The sequence below is a fragment of the Nocardia sp. CA-107356 genome (assembly GCF_050946365.1).
Classification (GTDB): domain Bacteria; phylum Actinomycetota; class Actinomycetes; order Mycobacteriales; family Mycobacteriaceae; genus Nocardia.
Window position 1 is genome coordinate 376,809 of sequence record NZ_CP191992.1, and the last position, 25,871, is coordinate 402,679.

At 66.5% G+C, this 25,871-nt stretch carries 17 protein-coding genes; 11 read left to right on the forward strand and 6 right to left on the reverse strand.

Annotated elements, in window-relative coordinates; genetic code table 11:
- Positions 1 to 406: 406 nt before the first annotated feature.
- Positions 407 to 1,696: an ROK family protein gene (locus tag ACQP1G_RS01740; protein WP_433197691.1), complete on the forward strand. Its 1,290-nt coding sequence runs from the start codon at positions 407 to 409 to the stop codon at positions 1,694 to 1,696.
- 310 nt (positions 1,697 to 2,006) lie between these two features.
- On the opposite strand, the gene ACQP1G_RS01745 is transcribed toward ACQP1G_RS01740, so the two are convergent.
- Positions 2,007 to 3,632, reverse strand: coding sequence for a DUF2207 family protein (locus ACQP1G_RS01745; RefSeq protein WP_433197693.1), 1,626 nt, complete (start codon positions 3,630 to 3,632; stop codon positions 2,007 to 2,009).
- A gap of 76 nt (positions 3,633 to 3,708) precedes the next feature.
- Between ACQP1G_RS01745 and ACQP1G_RS01750 the strand changes: the two genes are divergently transcribed.
- Both ACQP1G_RS01750 and ACQP1G_RS01755 read left to right on the forward strand, forming a co-directional pair.
- Positions 3,709 to 4,884: a neutral zinc metallopeptidase gene (locus tag ACQP1G_RS01750; protein WP_433197695.1), complete on the forward strand. Its 1,176-nt coding sequence runs from the start codon at positions 3,709 to 3,711 to the stop codon at positions 4,882 to 4,884.
- Positions 4,885 to 5,122: 238 nt separating this feature from the next.
- Complete coding sequence (locus tag ACQP1G_RS01755) at positions 5,123 to 6,157, forward strand: neutral zinc metallopeptidase (RefSeq protein WP_433197697.1); 1,035 nt, start codon at positions 5,123 to 5,125, stop codon at positions 6,155 to 6,157.
- Positions 6,158 to 6,214: 57 nt separating this feature from the next.
- Here ACQP1G_RS01755 and ACQP1G_RS01760 read toward each other — a convergent pair whose 3' ends face one another.
- On the reverse strand, positions 6,215 to 7,510 hold the full coding sequence (locus ACQP1G_RS01760; protein WP_433197699.1) for an ammonium transporter: 1,296 nt from the start codon (positions 7,508 to 7,510) through the stop codon (positions 6,215 to 6,217).
- A 94-nt stretch (positions 7,511 to 7,604) separates the two neighbouring features.
- Positions 7,605 to 8,429, reverse strand: a complete 825-nt coding sequence (locus ACQP1G_RS01765) for a hypothetical protein (protein ID WP_433197701.1) — start codon at positions 8,427 to 8,429, stop codon at positions 7,605 to 7,607.
- Between the two features lie 467 nt (positions 8,430 to 8,896).
- Here ACQP1G_RS01765 and ACQP1G_RS01770 point away from each other — a divergent pair, with 467 nt between their 5' ends.
- From ACQP1G_RS01770 to ACQP1G_RS01785, 4 genes are all read left to right on the forward strand, one after another.
- Positions 8,897 to 11,797, forward strand: a complete 2,901-nt coding sequence (locus ACQP1G_RS01770; protein ID WP_433197703.1) for a DNA polymerase III subunit gamma and tau — start codon at positions 8,897 to 8,899, stop codon at positions 11,795 to 11,797.
- 325 nt (positions 11,798 to 12,122) lie between these two features.
- Positions 12,123 to 13,337, forward strand: coding sequence for an acetyl-CoA C-acetyltransferase (locus tag ACQP1G_RS01775; protein WP_433197705.1), 1,215 nt, complete (start codon positions 12,123 to 12,125; stop codon positions 13,335 to 13,337).
- A gap of 39 nt (positions 13,338 to 13,376) precedes the next feature.
- Entirely contained in the window at positions 13,377 to 15,527 is a 2,151-nt protein-coding gene (locus tag ACQP1G_RS01780) for a 3-hydroxyacyl-CoA dehydrogenase NAD-binding domain-containing protein (protein WP_433197707.1), read from the forward strand.
- A gap of 159 nt (positions 15,528 to 15,686) precedes the next feature.
- Positions 15,687 to 16,811, forward strand: a complete 1,125-nt coding sequence (locus tag ACQP1G_RS01785) for an esterase-like activity of phytase family protein (RefSeq protein ID WP_433197709.1) — start codon at positions 15,687 to 15,689, stop codon at positions 16,809 to 16,811.
- An 11-nt stretch (positions 16,812 to 16,822) separates the two neighbouring features.
- Here ACQP1G_RS01785 and ACQP1G_RS01790 read toward each other — a convergent pair whose 3' ends face one another.
- On the reverse strand, positions 16,823 to 17,275 hold the full coding sequence (locus tag ACQP1G_RS01790; protein WP_433197711.1) for a MarR family winged helix-turn-helix transcriptional regulator: 453 nt from the start codon (positions 17,273 to 17,275) through the stop codon (positions 16,823 to 16,825).
- Between the two features lie 92 nt (positions 17,276 to 17,367).
- Between ACQP1G_RS01790 and ACQP1G_RS01795 the strand changes: the two genes are divergently transcribed.
- The 3 genes from ACQP1G_RS01795 to ACQP1G_RS01805 all read left to right on the forward strand — a co-directional run bounded on the left by ACQP1G_RS01795 (position 17,368) and on the right by ACQP1G_RS01805 (position 22,279).
- On the forward strand, positions 17,368 to 17,829 hold the full coding sequence (locus tag ACQP1G_RS01795; protein WP_433197713.1) for an SgcJ/EcaC family oxidoreductase: 462 nt from the start codon (positions 17,368 to 17,370) through the stop codon (positions 17,827 to 17,829).
- A gap of 33 nt (positions 17,830 to 17,862) precedes the next feature.
- On the forward strand, positions 17,863 to 18,528 hold the full coding sequence (locus ACQP1G_RS01800; protein ID WP_433197715.1) for an SgcJ/EcaC family oxidoreductase: 666 nt from the start codon (positions 17,863 to 17,865) through the stop codon (positions 18,526 to 18,528).
- A 169-nt stretch (positions 18,529 to 18,697) separates the two neighbouring features.
- On the forward strand, positions 18,698 to 22,279 hold the full coding sequence (locus ACQP1G_RS01805) for a protein kinase domain-containing protein (RefSeq protein WP_433197717.1): 3,582 nt from the start codon (positions 18,698 to 18,700) through the stop codon (positions 22,277 to 22,279).
- A gap of 22 nt (positions 22,280 to 22,301) precedes the next feature.
- Here ACQP1G_RS01805 and ACQP1G_RS01810 read toward each other — a convergent pair whose 3' ends face one another.
- Positions 22,302 to 23,618, reverse strand: coding sequence for a class I SAM-dependent methyltransferase (locus ACQP1G_RS01810; protein ID WP_433197719.1), 1,317 nt, complete (start codon positions 23,616 to 23,618; stop codon positions 22,302 to 22,304).
- Positions 23,615 to 25,051: an FAD-binding oxidoreductase gene (locus ACQP1G_RS01815; protein WP_433197721.1), complete on the reverse strand. Its 1,437-nt coding sequence runs from the start codon at positions 25,049 to 25,051 to the stop codon at positions 23,615 to 23,617. The genes ACQP1G_RS01810 and ACQP1G_RS01815 overlap by 4 nt, the downstream gene beginning before the upstream one ends.
- 359 nt (positions 25,052 to 25,410) lie before the next feature.
- Between ACQP1G_RS01815 and ACQP1G_RS01820 the strand changes: the two genes are divergently transcribed.
- Positions 25,411 to 25,845, forward strand: a complete 435-nt coding sequence (locus tag ACQP1G_RS01820) for an SRPBCC family protein (RefSeq protein WP_433207995.1) — start codon at positions 25,411 to 25,413, stop codon at positions 25,843 to 25,845.
- Positions 25,846 to 25,871: the final 26 nt, after the last annotated feature.

Sequence of the window (25,871 nt, forward strand, 5' to 3'; positions counted from 1 at the left end):
CACCAGCGTGCCCGGGATCGGGCGAGCCAGTCACCCCATGGGGGTCGCCGAATCGGCGGCCCCCATTCGGCATTTTCGGACAAATCGTGCCGCGAGCCACATCCGGCTCGGAACCCGATGCGCGGCAAGGATTTCGGAGCGAACCACACATCAGGGGAGGTCGCGTGCTGCCGACAGGGCTTGGTGCACGGCGATTTCGGTGTTAACTTTGATCCCATGTCTTCGAGCCGTCCGACCGCACTGCGGGTCACCTACGTGACCGCCGCACTGGGTCTGCGACTGCCGTTGACTCGCGAACTGTGTTGTTCCTGCTGCAGCTGAGCCATTCTTTCGGCTCGTGCGCTGCCCAGCCGCCGCATGTGTAGGCACGTCCCGTGGTTACGGGACTTCAGCAAGGAATCTTCATATGTCCCTCCCCACCCTTGATCGATCCGCCTCCAGGGTCGTCACCGGTCGTGTCCGTGTTCAGCGCCCCGTCATCGCGCCGGAACTCCGCATCGCCGACAATCCGGCCGCGGCCGTACTGCGCACCGCGACCGGCGGCCCGGTCTCGCGCGACAATGCCGCCCGCACAACGGGTTTGAGCATCGCGACGGTCAACCGTCAGGTATCGGCGCTATTGGCCGCCGGTCTGCTGCGCGAGCGCCCCGACCTGACCGCGTCGGGTGCGGTCGGACGTCCGCGGGTTCCGTTCGAAATCGACCACGAGGCCTATCTGACCCTCGGCATCCATATCGGCGCCGCGGTCACCAAGATCGTCGCCGCCGACCTGCGCGGACGCATTCTCGGTGGCCTGGCGATCGCGACCCCGCAGACCGGTCAGGACTTCGCGCCCATGACCGTCGCACGCAGCGCCAAGGCCTTCCTGCAGCGCTGGCATCGGCGCAAACCGCTGTGGGCCGGAGTGGCGATCGGTGGGCGGGTCGATCCGTTGACCGGTGTCGTCGACCATCCCAAGCTGGCCTGGCAGGGTGCGCAGGTCGGTTCGGTGCTCGGTGAGGTGCTGGAGCTGCCGGTCTCGGTGGCGCCGCACGTCGAGGCCATGGCCGCGTCGGAGCTGCTGTTGCCGACCGGCGAACCGAAGGATGCCGATCGCAGTGGTCTGCGCACCGGCGGCCCCGGCAGCAGCCTCTACTTCTACGTCCGCGAAACCGCCGGTATCGCAGTGACTTTGGACGGGCGCGTGCACACCCCGAGTAGCGGTCCCGGTTCGATAGCGCACTTGCCGACCGGCTCCGATGTCGAATGCACCTGCGGCCGACGCGGCTGCCTCGAGGTGACCGTCGGCGATCGGGCGCTGCACGCCAGAGCCGTTGGGCGCGGAATCATTCCGGCGCACAAGGGCACCGGCGGCACGACCATCGCCGACCTGTACCGCGCCGCCGAATCGGGCGCTGCGGATGCGCGCGAACTGCTGGCCGAGCGCGCGACCATCCTCGGGCACACCGTCGCGATGGTCCGTGACATGCTCAACCCGGACCGCGTGATCCTCGGCGGCCAAGCCTTCACCGGCTACCGGCCCGCGGTCGCCCATGTGGCCCGTGCCTTCGCCCAGTCCTCGCAGCTGCCGCCGACGGATATCCGCATCAGCGGATTCGGCGGCAAGGTCCAGGAATTCGCGGCCGTGGTTACTTCGCTCAGCGTCCTCTACGCCGATCCGCTGTCTGCGATCCGACGCACGGTGCTCGCTGACTAGCCACGGAGCTGACAATGTTGGCGATCGGGGCCCGTTCGCCGCGTTGAGATCGTCGGGCTGCGGTGGGTCCTGTTGTCCTGCCACGTAAGGCCGTCCCGGATCGGCTGCCGTCCGGGGTTACCTGGCAGTACTGGGCACGTCGTATGCCGCACCCGTCCTTCTCTCCCCACCTTTCCAACGCGAGCACCAACCGTTGTTGCGTTGCAGAGATTTTCGTCGAGCGTAGTCATATGGTGGCTGAGGCCGCCGGTGTATTCAGCGACCATATGACTACCCTCGATGGGGATCAGCGACCGGTTGGGCGGTGGTCTCAGTGGCCGCGGCTGCCTGCGAACAGGCCTTCGAGTGCGGTGATGAAGTAGGGGAAGTGGCCCGCGAAGCGCTGGAGGTTGCGGTCGCGTTCGAAGCTGCCGAACCAGTAGAGGCCGGGCTGGGAGTCGGCGGCGGGGTTCAGGTCGCGGAAGGCGCGGATCCAGTTGTCGGCGCGGCCGCCGATCACCATGAACGGCAGCGCCCTGGAGAAGACCAATTCCTGGTCGGCGGGCGGGATCTGGTCGCGGCTGGTCGCGTCGAGGCCGCGCTGCAGTGCGCGGATCTGGCCGACGAGTTCGCGCCCCTGGGCCGTGCGCAGCGGCAGGAATCGCGGGAGCAGTACGGTCGCGACACCAGCGAGCAGGATGGCGACGCCGACCAGCGCGCTACCCGAGGTGAGCGCCAAGGCGATGGTCGCGGCGATACCGCCGAGGATCAGTGCCCCACCCAAGAGGACCGGCAATCCGATGCGGGCGCGATCGATGAATGCGCCGCGCTCGACCGCGTCGGCGAGCATGGCGGTGCGCACCGGCTGGGCCTGCACGCGTCCCGGCGCACGCAACTCGCCAACGGTCACCGAATCGGTGCCGTCCGGCAATAGCGCTCGGTAGACCGCCTTTTCGTAATCGCGTAGTTGACCATCTGGTGCGTTCACCCGGTCGATGCGCCAATCGCTATCGCTGACGGGTGTGATCCACAGGTACCGGCGCACCGCGAGGTCGATCACCGTCGCCGCGATATCGCCCGGGTCGACATGTTCGTCGAGCAATACGCCCGCCTCGCCGGGCAAGATGCCGTCGGGGGAGGTGAATTGGACCTGTTTGCCGTCGCGCAGCAGTGGGTCGATCGTCTCGGATCCTGCTGTGGCGGCGGCGTTTTCCCGTCGGGCCCGGAGCACATAGGCCGCCAATCCGGCCAGTGCGAGCAGCAGCGCACCGAATGCGACGAGCACCGGAGTCGTGAAGGAGAAGGCACCCGCTTCGGTGTTATCGCGAATATCGGCGTTGGTGGGGACGGTGCCGGGCGGCAGTTGCAGGGTCAGGTCGATATTGTCGCCCTTGTGCAGGTCGCTCTGTTGCCAGTAGAGCACTCCGTCCGCCTCGATCTGCAGATCCGAGCACTGCCGCAGATTGCCCGGCGGGCCGAGTTTGCAGTCCACCACGCCCATTTCGTAGCTCGGGCTGATCAGCGAGGCGTCGATCGAGGCGACATCGGCATTGATCGTGCCGAGCCAGCGAAAGACCTGGGTGCCCGGCGCGTCACTGACCGTGTTGTGGATTGCGTAGGTGAAGGTCGATTCGCCCGGTTTGGCATCGATGGTGAACAGATCGTTCGCGACCGTCGCGGTGCCCGGCCCCATGGTATCGACATCGGTGACCTTGAAGACGCGCTCCACGTCCTGGCCAACCTTCAGGCGTAGCGGCAGCGTCATTTTGAACTCGCCGGTGGCGGGCACAACGACCTTCTCGGTGACCTCGAGGACGCCTTCCCGGCTCAGCTTCAGATCGGCGACGATATTCACGCCATCGGTTGCGGGCTCCGTGTGGGCAACCGGTGCGGCGGCGAGCATTCCCGCAGTGGCGAGAAGCAGCGCGCTCGCGGCGCCCCCCCGAAAAGTCAGCATGGCTGCCTACTCTAGACAAGTTGCTATCCTTCGTCAGCGGCTGTCGGGCGATCATGAGACGAGGGGGTACGGGGGAGTGACACAACCACCGTACGGCTATGGACCGATTCCGCCTGGTGGGCAACCGGGTCCGCCGCGTCCAGGGCAGGGTTCGCCATATGGGCAGCCGGGCTATCGTCCCGCGCCCGGTCAGCCGGGTTACGGCCAGCAGCCCGGATACGGCCAGCAGCCGGGGTATCCGCCCGGGTACGGCCAGCAGCCGGGTTATGGTCCGCCGCCGGGATATGGCCAGCAGCACGGTAATCCGGCGCCCGGATACGGGCAGCGTGCGCCGATGCCGCCGCCGACGCCCTACGGCCCGCCGGGACGCCCACCCCAGCGGCGCAAGCGCGGCGGCGGCTGGGTGGCACTGCTGTTGATCGTCGTCTTCGTGGTGGCGGGCGGCCTGGTGCGCAATGCGGTCTCGCACGGCAAACTCAGCAGCGCCGCGTCGGGTCCCGGCCCGAGCATGACCTACACCCCGGATTCCAGCGGCGGGGTATCGGAGACCGGAACCAATCCGCTGCTGACCGATCCCAACACCACCTTGATTCCGGCGAAATGCTCGTATGCGCCATGGAGTACGCAGGTGGAGACCGCGCGCAAGTTCTTCGAAACCGCCGCGGGCTGCCTGGAGTCGGCGTGGAAACCCGTTCTGGCGCAGAAGAATCTGCCGTTTCAGTCGCCGACGCTGAATGTCAGCGCGAACACCGACGGCATCACCACGCCGTGCACCGGCTCGACGAGTAATTTCGCCGCGTTCTACTGCCCGGCGAACAAGACCATCTACATGCCGATCAGCCAGCTGCAGACCGATCTGTTCAAGGACAACTGGATCGTCTACCTGTCCGTCTTCGCCCACGAGTACGGACATCACGTTCAGGCGATGGCCGGAATCCTGCGCAAGGCCAACAGTGATCGGGTCGACGCGGGTGTGCGCAGCGAGAAGGGGCTGGAGTTGTCGCGCCGAATCGAGCTGCAGGCCAACTGCTTCGACGGAATGTACCTCGGCACTTCGGCCAATGGCGGTTCGCTGACATCGGCACAGATCACCCTCGCTCGCCGGGACGCGCACGGTCGCGGCGATCAGCGCGGCGATATGCGTGATCACGGGACCGCGGCGAACGGTGGGACGTGGTTCGAGATCGGGGTGGACAAAGACCGTGCGGCACAGTGCAATACGTTCACCGCGGTGGCAAGTTCGGTGGCGTGAGTAGATGACGCAGCCGCCGTACGGCTATGGTCCGCCGCCCGGATCTCAGCCGCCCGGATCTCAGCCGCCCGGATCTCCGCAGCCCGCGTATCAACCTGTACCCGCATATCAACCTGTACCGGGGTACCAACCGCCGCCCGAGTACCAACCGCAGCCGGGTTATCAGCCGGGATATGGCCCGTCACCGGGTTATCCGCCCGGCTATCGCCCACCGAACGCGGCGCCGTACGGTCCGCCGATGCCGTACCAGCGGCCGGGGTATCCGCCGCATCCGTACCCACCGCGGCGGCGGAGTTCGGGTGCGGGGCTCAGTGCACTGCTCGGTGTACTGACGGTCATCGTCGTGGTTGTCGGACTGTTCGTCTCATCAGCGATTTCGGCTGACAACGCGAAGAACCGGCACCGCCCGTCGGCTTACACCCCGCCGACGCCGAGCTACACCTACACTCCACCGACCTCGGCGACGACTTCATCGCCCAGCCCGACCTCGCGCGCCGCGGCGGAGACCACGACTCGCGCCGCCGCGCCGACCACGACGAAACCCGCTGGGCCGCAACCGGTCGCCAAGCTCGGAGATAATCCGCTGTTCAGCGACACCGAGAACGGGCTGATCAACGTCGAGTGCGGTTATCCGTCCTGGTCCGCGACGGCCGACGTGGCCCAACGGTTCTTCGAGGCCGCCGCGGCTTGTCTGGACAAGAAGTGGCGGCCCGCCCTGCAGGGGTCGAATCTGCCGTTCTCCAGCCCGAATGTTCGAGCGCCCGCCCGAGCGGAGGACGAGCAGTCGCCGTGCACCTCGAACGGTGGCAGCTACGCGGCGTTCTACTGTTCGGCGAACCATACGATCTACATGCCGCTCGACCACATCCAGGTCGAGAGGTACGGCAATGATGTGGTGATCTACCTGGCGGTTTTCGCACACGAGTACGGCCATCACGTGCAGGCGATCTCCGGGATGACCCAGCAGATGAATACCGAACGCAACGCCGCGGGCACCCGAAGCGCAAAGGGACTGGAGTTGTCACGCCGCCACGAGCTGCAGGCGCAGTGCTTCTCCGGAATGTATGTCGGCACGTCGACCTACGATGGCGCCTTTACCGATGCGCAGGCCGCTCGCGCCACGCAGGACACGTACGGGCGCGGCGACAAGCAGGGTGACGCCCGTGATCATGGCACCGGGCAGAACGCCGGGAACTGGTTCGTTCAGGGCACCAAGTACGACCGGACCTTCCAGTGCAACACCTGGCTGGCACCCTCGGACGAAATCGCGTAGCAACCGCTTCCGTGTGGTGATCGAATCCGAAGGTGCGCTGCCCGGTGGTGTTTCGTATCAGTGATCGTTGCCGTGTGGCTGTCCGAAGTGACCCTCGCCGGAGCGCCGCGGCGAATGTCCGTGCACGCCTTCGGCATACGCGGTCTCGGCATGCAGTGCGAAGTCGATGCCCGCGGTCTCGTCTTCTTTGCTGACCCGGAATCCGAGGAACCGGTCGATGCCTTTGCCGAGTACGAAGGTGACGCTGAACGCATAGGCCGCGACCACCAGCACGCCGACCAGCTGCTTACCCAGCTGCGCGAGCCCGCCGCCGTAGAACAGCCCCTCGACGCCACCGGTCATCACCTGATTGGCCAACAGGCCGATCAGCAGCGTGCCGACAATGCCGCCGATGAAGTGCACGCCGACCACGTCGAGCGAATCGTCATAGCCCGCCTTGAATTTCCAGCCCACCGCGAACGAACACACCACACCGGCCGTGAGGCCGACGACGAGCGCGCCGAGCGTATTCACCGAACCGCAGGAAGGCGTGATCGCGACCAGTCCGGCAACCACGCCGGAGGCCGCACCGAAGGTGGTCGGGCGACCGTCGCGGATTTGCTCGACCGCGAGCCAGCCGAGCATGCCCAGACAGCCAGCCGCCAATGTGTTCAGGAACACCGCCGCCGCAAGGCCATTCGCGGACAGCGCCGACCCGGCATTGAAACCGAACCAGCCGAACCACAGCAGACCCGCGCCGAGCAGCACGAACGGCAGATTGTGTGGGCGCATCGCATCGGTCTTGAAGCCGATGCGCGGGCCGAGCACGATGGCCAGCGCCAGCGCGGACGCGCCGGACGCGATCTCGACGACCATGCCGCCCGCGTAGTCGAGCGCGCCGAAGGAGGCCAGCCAGCCGTCCGGACCCCACACCCAGTGCGCGATCGGCACGTAGACCGCCAGCGCCCACAACGGGACGAAGGCCATCCAGCCGGAGAACTTCGCGCGGTCCGCAATCGCGCCGCTGACCAGTGCCGCGGTCAGGATCGCGAAGGTCAGCTGGAAGGTGGCGAACAGCAGTTCCGGAATCGTGCCGTGCACGGAATTCGGGTCGATGCCCGCCATCCCGAAGTGGTCGAGATTGCCGATCAGCCCACCGCCCGCATCTTCGCTGAACGCGAGGCTGTAACCGGCCAGCAGCCAGACCACGGTGACCAGTGGGATCGCGATGAAGTTCATCATCAGCATGTTGAGTACGCCGGTCGAGCGCACCATCCCGCCATAGAAAATGGCCAGGGCAGGCGTCATCAGCAGCACCAGGGCGGTGCTGATGAGCAGCCAGGCGGTGGCCGCGGGATCGATGGTTGAGGACACGGGGTAACTCCTTCCACGCGTTCATGCGTTGCGAAGAAATTACCGAATGCTCACAGCAGCCCTGAGCACCGCTAGGGGTATCGGCCCAGACAGTTCAGCGCCGCGACTTCTTCGCCAAGGCGCGCAGGCCACGACGTCCGGGCATCGGAAGGTCCTCTGGTACGGCCATCCATTCGGCAGTGGTGAGCCACCGCTGCTGGATGCGCGCGTCGGCGGTGTCGTGGAAGAGCCGGCGGCCGCGATCGTCGCGCAGGTCGTGGGCGAGGGTGGACCAGCGCGGCGGGCTGTCGTGCTCGCTCAGGTGGTCGTTGAGGTAGCTCGCGACGATCGTGCCGATCGTATTGACCGGCCGCAGCGAGACCCGGTTGCCGTATTTTGCGGAATGGAAACGCCGTGCGGCACACAGGGATCCGGGGTTGGCATTGGAGGCGATCCAGCCGGCCCGCTGCGCGCGTTCGATCAACCAGAGGTGTTTCACCGCGGTCGGCGCGATATCGCCGATCCGGTCTCGGATGAGCGCCATCACCGGTTCGGACTGCAGCACGTCGCGGCGGGTGGGGCCGGTGCCGTGCGCGAGCCAATAGTCCTCGGCCAGGCGGGCCAGCACCCGCCCGAAGTCGTCGATGCTGCGCTGGGCCCGGCGGCCGAGGCGTTCGATGCGCTCGGCCTCGCGGCGCATCTCGTTCTGGGCCGTGAGGGTCCGGATCGCCGCCATGGTGGGCACCTGGCCGCGCTCCAGTAGTTCGAGGATGGCCGCGGCGGTCGAGGGATCGGCGGCGGCGGCCACCGGTAGCGAATCGCGCTTGATCGCGAAGTCCTGCGGGCTGATCGCACGACTGAGCAGGTCGACGGCAGCATGGTCGTCGGCGAAGTCGGTGCTCGAAAGCCAGGCGGCGGCGATGTCGTCACGCGACGGCACGGTGGAAATTTCCTCCGGTGGGAGCGGTGTGAGTTCGGCGGAAAGCGCCGGAGCTTAGGGAAGTTAGGTTGTGCCCCGGTCGGGATGAGGGACCGGCCGGGGCGACCAACCTGATGAAGGTTTGGCTACCGAAGTTGCCGCTAACCACGGTAGCCAGACAATTGCGCCGATGTCACCCTGGTTGACGGATTCGTTATCTCCGCAAATCGGCCCCGAACCAGGGCGTAGGTTCAACTAATCGGCGCAAAGCGCACTGGACGGGCGCCTAATTTCCCTGTTCGTCCGTTCTTGATCTTCGATTGCTCCGGCATTGCCGCCTTCACCGCTGATCAGTGGGGGCTAACAAAGGTTTGAGCATCTTGTGATCTGCGTCACATATTTGACCCGAAACGCCCGGCGGTACGCCGCGCCCGGCCTGTCGGGCGGTGGGAATGGGCATTGTCGGTGGGCGCCGGTAACCTCTGGCCGTGGCTCTGTACCGGAAGTACCGACCGGCAACGTTCGCTGAAGTGGTGGGTCAGGAGCACGTCACCGACCCGCTGAGTACCGCGCTCGACACTGGTCGCATCAGTCATGCCTACCTGTTCTCCGGTCCTCGGGGCTGTGGCAAGACCTCCTCGGCGCGCATCCTCGCGCGCTCGTTGAACTGTGTGCAGGGCCCGACCTCGACACCGTGCGGCGTCTGCCCGTCCTGTGTGGCGCTGGGTCCCGGTGGTCCGGGCAATCTCGATGTGATCGAGCTGGACGCGGCGAGTCACGGCGGTGTGGACGACACGCGCGAACTGCGTGATCGGGCCTTCTATGCGCCCGCGGAGTCGCGCTATCGGGTGTTCATCGTCGACGAGGCGCATATGGTCACCACCGCGGGCTTCAACGCGTTGCTCAAGATCGTCGAGGAACCGCCGGCCCATCTGATCTTCATCTTCGCCACCACCGAGCCGGACAAGGTGCTGCCGACCATCCGCTCGCGTACTCACCACTACCCGTTCCGTTTGCTGCCGCCGGCGACTATGCGCGGACTCCTCGGGAAGATCTGCGAGCAAGAGCACGTGCCGGTCGAGGAAGCGGTGTACCCGTTGGTGATTCGCGCGGGCGGTGGGTCGCCGCGCGACAGCCTCAGTGTGCTCGACCAGCTGCTCGCGGGGGCGGGCCCCGAGGGTGTCACCTATTCGCGGGCCGTATCCCTGCTCGGTGTCACCGACGTCGCGCTGATCGACGATGCGATCGACGCACTCGCCGCCAGTGATGGCGCCGCCCTCTTCGGCACCATCGACCGCGTCATGGAGGCGGGCCACGACCCACGCCGCTTCGCCGTCGACCTGCTCGAGCGCCTGCGCGACCTCATCCTGTTGCAGGCCGTCCCCGACGCCGCCGACCGCGGCCTGGTCTCCGGCCCCGGCGACGTCCTGGACCGCATGCGCGAACAGGCCGAACGCACCGGCCCGGCCACCCTGGCCCGCCACGCCGAACTCCTGCACGAGGGCCTCGGCGAAATGCGCGGCGCCACCGCTCCGCGCCTGCTGCTCGAAATCGTCTGCGCCCGCATGCTGCTGCCATCGGTCTCCGACGCCGAATCGGCCACCCTGCAACGCCTCGAGCGCCTCGAACGCGGCATCGCAACCGGCGCGATCCCCCCGGCCAGCGCCGTCCCCGCCCCGCCCGCCGACGCATCGCCCGCCCCGGCCCCGCCCGCACCCCCAACCCAGTCGGCCCCGCCCCGCGCCGCGAACGAGCCCGCACGCCGCCGCGGGGCGGAACTCCTCGCCGCCGCACGTCGCGAAAAGGATGCGAGCCGTCAGGGCGCTCCCGCGCAGAGTGCTGTTCCCGCGTCGAACGTGACCGCTACGTTGAGTGCTGCCCCTGGGCATAGCCTGCCCGCGGAGCGGGCGGTGGCAGCCGAACAACAAGCGGCTGCCCGGTCCGGTGTCGCCACCGAGGGTTCGGTCGGCGGGCGGCGCGACGCCGTCGGATCGGAGACGGTCGAGGCTGGGCAAGGTCCGACCGCGGGGCAGAACGTAGCTGCTGAGGGCGGCATCCGAACTGCGGAGAATGCGGCTGCCGAGCAGAGTGGCCCGGTTGGGCAGAGTGCTCCCGTTGTGCAGGTCGCGCCCGAAGGCGATGCGGCTCAAGCTGGGCCAGGATTCGCTTTCGTACCAGGCGGTTCGGAGTCGGGGCCGGATGAGCCCGAGGCCATCGCCGGTCGGCAGGCGGGGGTTCCCCCGGTGCCATCGGAACCCGAATCGGCACCTCATATTTCCGGATCAACGCCACTGGTGGGCCGGGATCCAGCCGGGGACACGGGCGCTTTCCCGGCTGCGGCGGCATCGAATTCCGATGCTGCGCAGCCGATCTCGGCTCAGTCGTCGTCCGAGCCCGGCAACGTGGATGTGGCATCGGCCGGGGTCGGTGTGCCGTCACCAGTGGATGAACCGACAGCCGGGGCTGGTGCTGGGGCCCAGCAGGGTGGCGCGCGGCCGGATGCGGGCCAGCAGCGTGGGGCGCAGGCGGATGCGGTGGAGCCGGGTGGGGCGCAGGCGGATGCGGCCCAGCAGGGTGGCGCGCAGGCGGATGCGGCCCAGCAGGGTGGCGCGCAGGCGGATGCGGCCCAGCAGGGTGGGGGGCAGGCGGAAATGGCGCCGCAAGGCGGTGCGGATGCGGATCTGTTGCGGGCGGTGGAGGGGGCCTGGGGGGATATTCGGGCGAAGGTTCGGGAGTTCGGGCCTACCGTGCAGGCGTTGTTGTCGGGGGCCTCGGTGGCGCGGATCGACGGGGATGCGATCGTTTTCGCGCATCAGCACGCGCCGTTGGCGCAGCGGCTGTCGGATCCGCGGAATGTGGAAGCGGTGCGGTCTGCGGTGCGGGCCGTGCTCGGCAGTGATCACCCGGTGCGCTGGGAGGCCGGTGGCGGCGCGCCTCGGCCGGCCGCCGCACCGCAGCAGGCGAGCCGGGGGCGCGGCCAGACCGGGCAGCAGGGCGGGAATGCGCCGGGACGGGAATCCGGGAATGCGGCCGCACAGGGTTCGGAGGCACCTGCGCCGCCGCGTTTCTCGCGGCCGAGTCAGGCCAGGGCCGCGGCTACCGATACCGCGACGGGTAGTGGTCAGCGACCCGCGCCGGGCGGCGAAGCGCGGCAGTTCCGCGGCGACGACGATATTCCGCCGCCCGACTTCCCCGATCTACCGGATGATCCGGGTCCGATGGATTACGCACCGACCGACGGTGTCCCACCGCCCTCCACTCCGGAAGAGGAGCAGGAGATGCTGGCCGAATCCCAGACACCGGTGGCGCCGGGGGATCGCCGCGACCCGGATGAGGTCGCCTTGGAGTTGCTGAAAAGTGAGCTGGGTGCCACAAGGCTGGATGGTTGACAACCCTCGCTCCGAGGACGTTAAGTTAACCGGAGTTCGCACGCGACGGTAGTATGAACGGGTGGCCGCGAGCTCCGGTGTCGCGACGTTCTATCGTATGCCCAGGGCTACTGGGCGGTAGGACTCGTGATCACCGCTGCATGTCGGCTTTTGTACAGCGTTAGGACGATCGGGTTCCGGCCCGGTCGGCGAGGTCCCCCGCGGCCACGCCGCAAACGTGGTGTCGCTGCACAACGCGCTCGAACGGATGACGTTCGGACGCCGCATAGAGCGTGGATGGACGAATGTTCGCCCCGCCGCACCCTAAGGAAGGAAACACTCCGATATGACCACAGAGGCCTACATTTACGAGGCCATCCGCACTCCACGTGGCCGCGGCAAGAAGAACGGTTCGCTGCATTCGGTGAAGCCGATCGATCTGACTGTTGGTCTGATCCAGGAGCTGCGCGTTCGCTTCCCCAACCTCGACGAGGACCGGATCTCCGACATCATCCTCGGCGTCGTCACCCCGGTCGGCGACCAGGGCATGGATATCGCCCGCACCGCGGCCACCGTGGCCGGTCTGCCGGATACCGTCGGCGGCTTCCAGCTCAACCGCTTCTGCGCCTCCGGCCTGGAGGCCGTGAACCTGGCCGCGCAGAAGGTCCGCTCGGGCTTCGACGACCTGGTCATCGCCGGTGGCGTGGAGTCCATGTCCCGCGTGCCGATGGGTTCCGACGGCGGCGCTTGGGCACTGGACCCGGCCACCAACTACGACACCTACTTTGTGCCGCAGGGTGTTTCGGCCGACCTGATCGCCACCATCGAGGGCTTCAGCCGCGATGATGTCGACGCCTACGCGGTGCGCTCGCAGGACCTCGCCGACAAGGCGTGGACCGGCGGCTACTTCACCAAGTCCGTCGTCCCGGTCAAGGACCAGAACGGCATCATCGTGCTCGACAACGACGAGCACCGTCGCGCTGGCACCACCGCCGAGGATCTGGCCAAGCTGAACCCGTCCTTCGCCGTGGTCGGTGAGATGGGCGGCTTCGACGCGGTCGCGCTGCAGAAGTACCACTTCGTCGAGAAGATCAACCACGTCCACCACGGCGGCAACAGCTCGGGCATCGTCGACGGTGCCGCGCTGGTGCTGGTCGGAACGGAAGAGGCGGGCAAGGCCTCGGGCCTGACCCCCCGTGCGCGTATCGTCGCCACCGCCACCAGCGGCGCCGACTCCACCATCATGCTCACCGGCCCGACTCCGGCCGCGCACAAGGCGCTGGCCAAGGCCGGTCTGTCGACCGATGACATCGACCTGTTCGAGATCAACGAGGCGTTCGCCTCCGTGGTGCTGAAGTTCCAGAAGGACCTGCAGATCCCGGACGAGAAGCTGAACGTCAACGGCGGTGCCATCGCGATGGGCCACCCGCTCGGCGCCACCGGCGCGATGATCACCGGCACCATGGTCGACGAGCTGGAGCGCCGCAACGGCCGCTACGCGCTGATCACCCTGTGCATCGGCGGCGGCATGGGCGTCGCGACCATCATCGAGCGCGTCTAACCCCAACCGACAGCACAGAATTCAAGGAGACACAGAGCTGTGAGCGAGACCAACATGATCGGTTGGGAGCAGGATTCGGACGGCATCGTCGTTTTGACGATGGACGACCCGAACCAGGGCGCCAACACGATGAACGAGCTGTACAAGACGTCGATGACCGCCACCGTCGACCGGCTCGAGGCCGAGAAGGACACCATCACCGGTGTGGTGCTGACCTCGGCGAAGAAGACCTTCTTCGCAGGCGGCGACCTGAAGAACATGATGAAGGTCGGTCCGGAAGACGGCCAGGCCCTCATGGCGGAGCTCGGCACCATCAAGTCGGCGCTGCGTCGGCTGGAGACCCTCGGCAAACCGGTCGTATCCGCGATCAACGGCGCTGCCCTGGGTGGCGGCCTGGAGATCACCCTGGCGACCCACTACCGCATCGCCGCGGACGTGCCGGGTGTGCAACTCGGCCTGCCCGAGGTGAGCCTCGGCCTGCTGCCCGCCGGTGGCGGTGTCACCCGCACCGTGCGCATGCTCGGTCTGCAGGGCGCGCTCATGCAGGTCCTGTTGCAGGGCAACAAGTACCGCCCGGGTAAGGCCAAGGAGATCGGCCTGATCAACGAGGTCGTCGGCTCGATCGAGGAGCTGGTGCCCGCCGCCAAGGCGTGGATCAAGGCCAACCCCGAGGGCGGCGTGCAGCCCTGGGACAAGAAGGGCTTCAAGATTCCGGGCGGCACACCGTCCACCCCGGCCTTCGCGGCGAACCTGCCCGCGTTCCCGGCCAACCTGCGTAAGCAGCTCAAGGGCACCAACATGCCCGCACCGCGCGCCATCATGGCGGCCGCGGTCGAGGGTTCGCAGGTCGATATCGACAACGCGTCGCTGATCGAGTCGCGCTACTTCGTCTCGCTGCTGACCGGCCCGGTCGCGAAGAACATGATCCAGGCGTTCTTCTTCGACCTGCAGTCGATCAACAACGGTGGTTCGCGGCCCAAGGATGTCCCGAAGAAGGAGATCCGCAAGGTCGGCGTGCTCGGCGCGGGCATGATGGGCGCGGGCATCGCCTACGTCTCGGCCAAGGCGGGCTACGAGGTCGTGCTGAAGGACGTCACCATCGAGGCGGCCGAGCGCGGCAAGAACTACTCCGAGAAGATCGAGGCCAAGGCCCTCTCCCGCGGCAAGACCACCGAGGAGAAGTCCAAGGCGCTGCTGGACCGGATCAAGCCGTCCGCGGATCCGGCCGACTTCGCCGGTGTCGACTTCGTCATCGAGGCCGTCTTCGAGAACACCGAGCTCAAGCACAAGGTGTTCCAGGAGATCGAGGACATCGTCGACGCGGACGCGCTGCTCGGCTCGAACACCTCCACCCTGCCGATCACCGGTCTCGCGACCGGCGTGAAGCGCCAGGAAGACTTCATCGGCATCCACTTCTTCTCGCCGGTCGACAAGATGCCGCTGGTGGAGATCATCAAGGGTGAGAAGACCTCCGATGAGGCGCTGGCTCGGGTGTTCGACTACACCCTCGCGATCAAGAAGACCCCGATCGTCGTCAACGACAGCCGTGGCTTCTTCACCTCGCGCGTGATCGGCACCTTCGTCAACGAGGCGATCGCCATGCTCAACGAGGGCATCGAGCCCGCGACCATCGAGCAGGCGGGTCTGCAGGCGGGCTACCCGGCCGCGCCGTTGCAGCTGTCGGACGAGCTGAACCTGACGCTGATGCAGAAGATCGCCAAGGAGACCCTCGAGGCCGCACAGCAGGGCGACGCCACCCTGGGCGTCAAGCGCCACCCGGCGCAGGACGTCATCAACTACCTGGTCGAGCAGGGTCGTCCGGGTCGCTTGGGCAAGGCCGGCTTCTACGAGTACGACGAGGACGGCAAGCGCCTCGGCCTGTGGGCGGGTCTGCGCGAGCACTTCGAGAGCACCGCCGGTTTCGGTGTGCCGCTGCAGGATCTGATCGACCGCATGCTGTTCATCGAGGCGATCGAGACCCAGAAGTGCTTCGACGAGGGTGTGCTGATCACCACCGCCGACGCCAACATCGGCTCGATCTTCGGCATCGGTTTCCCGGCCTGGACCGGTGGTGTGCACCAGTTCATCGTCGGTTACCCGGGTGGCCAGGCGGCCTTCGTCGAGCGTGCCGACTACCTCGCCAAGACCTACGGCGAGCGTTTCGAGGTTCCGGCCTCGCTGCGTAAGTAGGCTCGCGGCATCGAAACAGGTCCGTGGCGACTGCTTGCAGGTCGCTCGAAACGGTCAGCCCGCCACCGCCTTTCGCGGTGGCGGGCTTTCGCCGTTTCGGGCATCGATTTCGGATGCCGTTAACCTGCGTGATCGACCCGGCCGATACCGTTGTCGATTGTGGTCAGAGGTAGCCGATCCCTGCTCGTAGCGACGGTCGCGGTCGCGTGGGCCGTCGCCCCGGTCGCCACCGCCGCGCCCCAGCCGGTCGCGTCCGAACCGGTCGCGTCCGATGCGGCCCCGGTGCACCTGCTCGGCCAGCAGATCATTCCGTTCGACGCCGACTTCCGAGGCACCACTGTCGGTGGCCTGTCCGGTATCGACTTCCAGCCGGGTACCGGCGAATACGTGCTGATCAGCGATGACAGGTCAGAGCGTGATCCGGCGCGCTGCTACACCGCGCGATTCGGTGTGGACGACGGCGGCGTCGGTCCGGTGACGTTCACCGGAACTCACCCGCTGCGCACCCCGGACGGCTCGCTGTACGCGCCGAAGTCCTTGGATCCCGAGGAGATTCGAGTCGACCCGTGGACCGGTGACTACTACTGGACCCAGGAGGGTGAGCGCACCGATACCGTGCTCGCCGATCCTTCGGTCCGAATCGCCCATCCGGACGGAACTTTCGCCGCTGAACTCCCGATCCCGGAGAACGAGCGGATGCGCCCGACCACCGGTCCGCGCCAGAATCTCGCGCTGGAAGGCGCGACCTTCGCGGCGGGCGGCGCACTGTTCGTGACATCCGTCGAGGGCCCGCTACTGCAGGACGGTCCCGTCGCCACCGTGAAAACCGGTGCCACCTCACGGATTACGGTTCAGGCGCGTTTCGGTCCGCTGCTGGCTCAGTACGCCTACCCGATGGAGCCGGTCTTCGCGGAGTCGCGTCCCGATCCGGGCCAGGGTATGAACGGTATTGCCTCGATCCTGGCCGCCGACCCGCTCGATCCGACGAAATTCCTGGTCCTGGAACGCTCTTTCGTCCTCGGCGTCGGCAATAGGATCCGGATCTACGAGGCCGACACCAGCGGCGCGACCAATATCCTCGACGCTGCGCTCGGCAGTGCCCGTCCGGTCGCCAAGCGCCTGCTGGTCGATCTCGCCGATCTCGGCCTCGACCCCATCGACAATATCGAGGGTATGACCTGGGGGCCGCGCCTGCCGTCGGGCGAGCGAACCCTGATCCTGGTCAGCGACAACAACTTCTCCGATAAGCAGGTCACCCAGATCGTGGCGCTGGCCCTGCGGTAGGAGTTCGTCGTTCAGCTCGGACGCAGATCCTCGGCGGCCTGGTAGTACGCGTCGGCGGCGCGGGTGAAGTAGTCGAACAGCACCTCGCGTTGTTCGGCCGAATAGCCGCCGATGATTTCGCCGATGCGGCGGCGCGCGGGAGCCAGGATTTCATCGAGATCGGCTGGCTTGTCGATCAATTCGACGATGATCTTGCGACGATCGCCGGGGACCGGTACGCGGCGCACATAGCCCGCGTCCTCCAGACGATCGATCAGACGAGTGGTCGGGCCGGTGGTCAGGCCGCTGCGGGTGCCGAGTTCGCCGGGGGTCATGGCGCCGTTGAGTTCCAGGATGTTCAGCGCGTAGAGGTCCGTCGCGCCCAGGTCGACGGCCCGGGCGCCGGCCTGCCCGTGCAGCATGACCGCGCTCAAATAGCGCCGGTAGACCTCGCTCGCATCGGGGCGCATCGGTGGTGTTGACACGGATACCTCCATCTTCTAATCTCTTCTTTAACGAAGAGACTTCCTCAACAAAGAAAGCTCTTACAAGAAGAAATCTAACACGGAGGACCATCATGGGCAGCAACGACACCTACTCCGACACCCGGGCCATCCAGGGCGTGCTCGCGGAATTGATCGAGGCGTGGGGACGCGCAGACGCCGACGCCTATGGCGCGGTCTTCACCGAAGACGCCACCTACACAAGCTTTCTCGGCACCCTCTACCGCGGTCGGGCCGATATCGTCGCCTCGCACCGCGCCCTGTTCGGCAGCGTCTTGAAGGGCACTCGGCTGGCCGACGACATCGTCGACATCCGCTTCTACGGGCCGGACGCCGCCGTGGTCAACAGCCATGGCGATACCTACAAGGGCAAGCCCAAGCGCGCCGATCAGCTCACCAAGACCCAGACCTACACCCTGGTCCGCCGCGACGGCCGCTGGCTGATCGCCGCCTTCCAGAACACCAAGCGCAACAAGCTCATGGAGCGCATCACCTACCTGTCCACCCCCGCCGCCCGCCCATCCGTCGAACGCTGAACTCTCCCCCCGCTTCCGCCCGAAGGACCCACCATGAACGCCGAAGCCCAGACCATCGAAGCCGAGACCACCGAAACCTCCGAGCCCAAGCCGCGCCAGCGTCGCCGCATCGTCTCCCGCGTTCTCGCGGCCTCCGCCATCACCCTCGGCGTCGCCGCCGCGGGCGGCTACCTCTGGCTGGACCAGACCTCCGACGTGCACAATCTCGGCGCCACCGCCTGCGCCACCGTCAGCCCCTCCGGCGCCGCCCCCTCGCCGCAATCGGTTCAGGAAATCTGCACTCTCCTCGACGAACTCACCGGCGCTTGGGGCCGCGGCGACGCCGACGCCTACGGTGCCCTGTTCACCGAGGACGCCACCTACACCAGTTTCGTCGGCACCTACTACCAGGGCCGCACCGATATCGTCGACGGCCACCGCGCCCTGTTCAACGGCTTCAAGAAGGGCACAAAACTCGAAGACTCCATCCTGAGCATCCGGTTCTACGGCACCGATACCGCCGTCGTCACCAGTCGTGGCGACACCTACCGGGACGAACCGGATCAGCCAGCAGATCTGTCGAAAACGCAGACCTACACCATCGTCCGCCAAGACGGCCGCTGGTTGATCGCCGCCTTCCAGAACACGCAGCGCAAGAACGTCATGGAGCGGATCTCGTTTCTCTACGATCCGGCGACGCGGCCTGCCGCCGAACGCTGAGCGGTGGGAACCGCGCTGTTCCGAAAGGCCACCCACTGGGGTTGATACCGCGCTACGTTGGAGTATGCGCAGACATATCGGACATCGCGAGATCGTTTCGCGATGTCCGATGTCCGTGTGGTTCTTGATCGCCGGTGACGCCGATTCGATATGAGTTCGAGGTGGTCACATGAGTCCACAGATGCGTTCGGGCAAGGCAAGCCCCGACTCGGCTCCGGCTGAATCGGATACCCAGCGACATGCGCCCATCGAGATCGTCGACGAGCTGGAAGCGATGGGTCTGTCGGGTGCCGTCGAGATCGGCCGTGGTGGGTTCGGGGTGGTGTATCGCTGTGTCCAATACGCACTGAACCGGGTGGTTGCGGTCAAGGTGCTGTCCTCGGAGATCGACGCCCAGAGCCGCGAACGATTCCTGCGCGAGGAGCAGGCGATGGGTCGGCTCTCGGGCCATCCGAATATCGTCGACATTCTGCAGGTCGATGTCACCCCGACCGGCCAGCCGTTCATCGTGATGCCCTATTGCACACGCGGTTCGCTCGAACAGCTCATTCGCGAACAGGGCCCGCTCACCTGGGCGGATTCCCTGCGTGCCGGGGTGAAGCTGGCGGGCGCGATCGAGAGCGCGCATCGTGCCCAGATCCTGCACCGAGACGTCAAGCCGGCTAACGTGCTGCTCAGCGCCTACGGCGAACCGCAGCTGACCGATTTCGGTATCGCCAGGATCTCGGGTGGTTTCCGCACCTCCAGCAGGTTGATCACCGGCTCGCCCGCCTTCACCGCGCCCGAGGTGCTCAAGGGCGATGAGCCGACTGTCGCCTCCGATGTGTACGGGCTCGGGTCGACGCTGTTCGCATTGGTGACCGGACATGCCGCCTTCGAACGGCATTCGGGGGAGAAGGTGGTCGCGCAATTCCTGCGGATCACCACCCAGCCGGTGCCGGATCTGCACGGCGATGACATCCCCGACGATGTCGCCGAGGCCATCCAGCATGCGATGGACACCGACCCGAGTAAGCGGCCCGCCTCGGCAGCCGAGTTCGGTGAGTTGCTGCGCACGGTGCAGCGCGCACACGATCAGATGCCCGATGAGATGGCGCTGCTGGATACCTCGGTGGTACCGGATGAGCCCGACCACGCGAGCGTGGCCGAAACGACGTCGACGCGACCCGCGGTGACCGCACGCCGCACGTGGCCGTTGACGTTGCGTCCCGCGGTATCGCAGCATCCGGCCAACTCGAGCTCGGTCGCGCTGACACTGCCGCCGACGGCGGCGACGAAATTCCGCCCGCCTACCCCGGCGCGCGATCCGGTGCCGCGCCCGCGCCTGCTGGATACGCTGCGCGCCGGTGGCCGCCGCCGGCTCGCGGTGATCCACGCACCGGCCGGATTCGGTAAGAGCACGGTGGCCGCGCAATGGCGCTCCGAGCTGACCGATGGCGGGGTGCCGGTGGCCTGGCTCGGCATCGATCAGGACGACGATAACGAGATCTGGTTCCTTGCCCACCTGGTCCAGGCGATCCGCCGGGTTCGGCCGGATATCGGCGTGGGTTTGGACCAGGTGCTCGAGGAACGGCCTGCCGACGCGGGCGCCTACGTCATCTCCAGCCTGATCGACGAGATCCACGCCAGCGGCACCACCGTCGTGGTGATCGTGGAGGACTGGCATCGGGTCAGCGATGCTGGCGCGCATCGGGCGATGGATGCGTTGCTGGAGAACGGATGTCACCATCTGCGCTTCGTGGTGACCAGCCGGGAACAGTCGGGCCTGCCGACCAGCCGGATGCGGGTGCACGACGAACTGGTCGAAATCGGCTCATCGGCATTGCGCCTGACCTCGGCGGAGACCAACGATATTCTGGTGCGGCGCAACGGTTTCGCGCTCACCGATAACCAGGTGGAGGAGATCCATGCGGCCACCGACGGCTGGCCCGCCGCCATCCAACTGGTGAGTTTGTCATTGCGCGGCAATGTCGATCCGGATCGGTTGATCGCCAATCTCGCCGAGGGCAGTCACGGCATCCGCGAGTACCTCGCCGAAAATGTCCTGGACGCCCTCGAACCCAGGATGCTCGACTTCCTGACCTCGATCTCGATCACCGAACGAGTCTCCGGTTCGCTGGCCTCGGCGCTGTCGGAGGATCCGGACGGCGAACAGCTCTTGGAGCAGGCCGAACAGCGAGAGTTGTTCGTGCGGCGCATTGCCCACGATCCCGAGTGGTTCCGGATGCAGCCGCTGTTCGCCGAACATCTGCGGGCGCGGTTGGAGCGTTCCGATCCGAGCAAGCTGAAGGCGTTGCACCGCAAGGCATCGCGCTGGTACGCCGAACATCAGCTATTGCGCAAGTCGGTCGATCATGCATTGGCGGCTACAGATCTGAAGATGGCCCTCGACCTGCTCGAGAGCGGCGGGATGGACCTCATCGACAAGTCCCGGCTCGCGACGCTGCTCGGGACGGTATCGAAACTGCCGGTCCAGCAGGTGGCTTCGCGATCCAAACTGCTGATGGCGGTGGCCAGGGCGAATGTGAATCTGCAGCAGTCCAGTGCGGCTCGGACGGCTTTGAGCCGATTGTCGAATGTGCTGTCGCGCGGGTCCGCGACCGACGCCGATATCGTCCGGCAGCGCTGTGAGGCCGCCGTGCTGGCCGCCTCGGATCAGATCGCACGCGATCACACCGAAGGCGTGCTGGACCGGGTGGCCGACTGCCTGGAGAAGCCCGACGAACTACCCGCGTGGACCGTGTCGACCGCGGCGAATCTGACCTCGTTCGTGCGACTGTGCGACTTCGATTTCGACGGCGCGCGCGAAGTCCAGGAATGGGCGGCGCCGTATCACGCCCGATCCAAGGATCCGCTCGGCGCGGTATTCGGCCTGTGCGGTCAGGGCGCCGCGGCCTATGAACAACTCGATATCGCCACCGCCACCAGCTGTTTCCAGCAGGCATGGGAGACCGCGCGGGAGGAGTCGGGGCCGCGCTCACATGCGGTGCGGGTGGCCGCCGCGCTGCTCGGTGAGATGAATTACCGCCGAGGCGAGCTGGATACCGCCGATCGGCTGCTCGATGACAGCCACGAGTTGGTTACCCGGATCGGTCCGGTCGACTTCCAGATCTCCACCTTCGTGATCGGCGCCCGGGTCAAGGCCGCGCTCGGCGATCTCTACACGGCCGCCGCACGGCTCGACGAGGGCGATCGAATCGCCAGCGATAACCGGCTGATTCGGCTCGCCGCGCATATCCGCGCCGAGCGGCTGCGCCTCGGACTGCTGACCGATACCGCCGCCCGGCGGGTCGCCGACGCCGAGACCGGATACGAGTCGGATATCTCCGGCACCATCCACCAGGCACATCGGATGACGGGCGCGGCGGCGCTGACCGCGGAGGCGGAGGAGATCGCCGCCATCCGGGCGCTGCTGTCCGAACGTCAGCTGCGTTCCGATGATCGCGCGGTGCGCCGGGCCCGCGCACTGCACGGCCGGATGGTCGAACAGCACCGTCCCCGTGCGGAATTGGATACCGCACTGCTGCTCGCCGAATGTCTGGCGGCCTCCGGTTGGGTCGGCGAGGCCACCGGGCTACTGCTGCCCGCGGCAGCCACCTGCGCCGAACACGGCTGGACCATGCCGCTTTTGGACGCGGGCCCCGGCGTACTCGCCATCTTGCGGGTGCTGCGCACCGAAATGCGCTCGACGCCGGGTCAACCAGGAGATACGACACTGCCCGCCCTGTTCCTGGATGAACTCCTGGGCTAGGACGGGCAGTCTCAGCTGATGGTTACGGCTGCCACCAGGGGCGCAGCGGCAGACCGGATTCGCCGTTCGGGCCGAGCTTGACGCCGAGCACCTGGTGCAGCTGAACCACGTTGCGCTGGAAGCCGAGTCGGCAACCGGCCATGTACAGGCCCCATACCTTCGCGGTGCCCGCGCCGACCTCTTCGACGCAGGCGTCCCAGTTGGCGACCAGGTTCTTACACCATTCGTGCAGGGTGAGCGCGTAGTGCTCGCGCAGGTTCTCCTCGTGTTGCACCTCGAGGCCGACATTCTGGATCTCGGAGATGATCCGGCCCGAGCCGATCAGCTCGCCGTCCGGGAAGACGTAGCGGTCGATGAAGTCACCGGCCTTGGTGGTCCGGGTGTTGTCCGGCCTGGTGATGGAGTGGTTCAGGAACAGGCCGCCATCGCGCAACTTGCTCTTGATGTACTCGAAGTAGAACGGGTAGTTGTGCACACCGATGTGCTCGGTCAACCCGATCGAGGAGACGGCGTCGAAGCCGGCCTCGGGGATATCGCGGTAATCGGAGTGCCGCACCTCGGCGAGATCGGAGAGCCCCTGTTCGGCGATCTTCTGCTGCGCCCATTCCGCCTGTTCCGCGGATAGTGTCGCGCCGATGACCTTGACGCCGCGCTTGGCCGCGTAGCGCACCATACCGCCCCAGCCGCAGCCGATATCGAGCAGGCGGTCGCCTTCCTTCAGCCGCAGCTTGTCGAAGACCAGGCGGTACTTGTTCTCCTGGGCCTGCTCCAGCGTCCAGTTCTCATCCCCGTAGACCGCGCAGGTGTAGGTCATCGAGGGGCCGAGGACGTATTCGTAGAAGGTGTTCGAGACGTCGTAGTGGTGGTGGATGGCCTCGGCGTCGCGGGTCTTGGAGTGCCGCAGGCCCTCCAGCGCAATCCGACGCCAGCGCGGCAGCGTCTCCTGCGGCGGCGGCGCGATCGGCTTGAGCCGCTCCCAGCCGAGCGAGCGGGCAATGGTGACCAGCGCAAGCGCCGACGGACGACGGAACTTCAACCCGTCCATCGCCTTCAGGATGTCGTATGGATCGCCGGGATGGATGCCGGTGGCGGTCATATCACCGGCGATGTAGGCGCGGGCCATGCCGAGGTCACCGGGTGCGGTCGCCAGATAGTTGATGCCGCGCGGGGTCTTGATTTCCAGGCTGAATGTCGAATCCTCGGGCCCGGTCGTACTGCCGTCGTAGGCGGTCAGCCGAATCGGGACATCGCCGTCGATCAGGGTCTCGAAGATCTCGGCAATGCTGAGTTTTGTCCCGAGGTCCGCGAAGACATCGGAACGGTCCTTGAATGTAGTCATTTGCGTTGCACCGCCTTCGAATACAGATCCAGCAGTCGCTGGTCCGGGTCGTAGCGCTTCTTCAATTCGGTGTAGGTCTCGCCGCCGTAGAGGGCCGCGAATTCATCTTTGCCGTAATACGAATCCGAGTACAGGGACTTATGTCCGTCGAACTCGGTGACCGTCTGCTCGATGGCGCGGTTGGCCTTACCCTCCTGCTGACCGGCGACGGTCGGCACCGCGGACCAGAACCCGACATTGACGTAGGTCCGGTTCGGCTGCAACGGATACAGCGGCCACGGGCGTCCCGAGGTTGGTTCGCCGTTCCCGCGCAGGCGCAGCGGGCACAGCCAGATCGGTTCGATCGGAATTTCGCGCAGAAACCATTCGACGAAATCGGCGGTGCGCTCGACCGGCACCTCGATGTCCTGCACCACCCGCTCGCGCGGCAGATTGCCCTGGCGGGCCTCGAGCTTGTCGCCGATGTGGTACTTGTGATCCAGCCCGATGAGCTTCCAGTAGAAGCTGCTGCGCCGGTAGCGCTTCGGCCAGAATCGGCGGATCTTCGGGTTCTGGGTGCCGAAGGCGCGCGAGCACCAGAACCAGTCGGTGTCCCAGCGCCAGAGATAGTCGTGGATGGTGAGCCGGTCGCGTTTGGGTTGTGCGGAGTCGTGCTGGATGGACCGGTAGTAGATGTCCATATCGGTGTAGTCGCTGACCGGGCCCGGCTCATCGGTCTGGCGGCCCAGCGTCAGGTAGCTCTCGTCGGTGGTGAAGACCACGCCGTCGAGGTAATCGACGCGTTCACCGTCGTAGGTCTTATCGGTGACGATCTGGGCGAGGGTGGACTCCAACTCGCGCAGGTCATGGCAGCGGACGTGCCGTAGCGCGACGTAGGGCTGTACGGTCTCCAGTTCGATCTTCAGACGGACCGAATATCCGAGGGTGCCGTAGGAGTTGGGGAAGCCGTGGAACAGATCCGCGTGCTCGCCATCCGGTGTCGCGGTGATGATCTCGCCTGTGCCGGTCAGCACGTCCATCTCCAGTACCGACTCGTGCGGCAGGCCGTTGCGGAACGAGGTCGACTCGATGCCGAGGCCGGTGACCGCGCCGCCGAGGGTGATCGTCTTGAGTTGCGGCACCACCAGCGGTGCCAGCCCGTAGGGCAGGGTGGCGGCGACCAGATCCTCGTAGGTGGTCATCCCGGCCACGTCCGCGGTCTTCGCGTCGGCGTCCACCGCGATGACCTTGGCCAGTCCGGAGACGTCCAGGCCGGGGGCGGTGCTCTTGGCCCTGGCCCGGAACAGATTCGAGGTCTTCTTGGCCAGTCGGACGTTGGCGTCGATGGGGATCGCGCGATAACTCGCCAACAGCCGGTCCACGCCCGCTCGATGCGCGGCGAACCCTGATTCGTGTGCGGCCGATGCGTGTCCGGCCTTACCCAACAGACTCACTGCCACTCCTCGACGCTAGTACGCACCGGTAACACAAGCACTGCGAGCTCACCGACGAGGGATAAATGTCACGCATCTGTTGCATCGGGAATACCCAGGGCCCGCCGTGTCAGTGCGGCGGTGATCCGGGCGGTTTCGAGTACCCGCTTCGCACGATGTATTGCATGGATCCCCTCCGGCGCAATCTGATCGAGAAGCCTAACAGTGTGGACCGTTCGGCGGGTGGTGATCAACATCGCGCGGCGCAGACCGACCTGAACGTCACGAAGCGCCGCGGACAGGGCAGGATAGGGGACAACCGCGGGGAGCGGAGCCTGCGGAGCGACCAGAAGAAGACGCAGCCGGACAAGGAGCTCATTGTGGGACAGGTCAGCGCCAGCAGTTCGATCGCCGTCGCGGCGGATCCGCAGCGCACACTCGAGGCCATCGCGGATTACGAGACGGTGCGTCCGCGCATCCTCTCCGCGCATTACCGCGACTACAAGGTGCTGGAGGGTGGCAAGGGTGCGGGCACCGTCGCCGAATGGACCCTGCAGGCCACCGAGAAGCGTTCGCGCAATGTCCATGCGGTCGTCTCGGTCTCGGATTCCATTGTGACCGAACGGGATTCGAATTCGACGTTGGTGAACACCTGGACCGTGACGCCGGAGGGTTCGGGTTCGCAGGTCACGTTGCGCACCTCGTGGAAGGGCGCGGGCGGTGTCGCTGGCATCTTCGAGGGCATCTTCGCGCCGTTGGGGCTGAAGAAGATTCAGGCCGAGGTGCTGGGGAACCTGCAGCGCGAACTCTCCTGAGATAGCCCAGAAGCCCGGCACGTCAT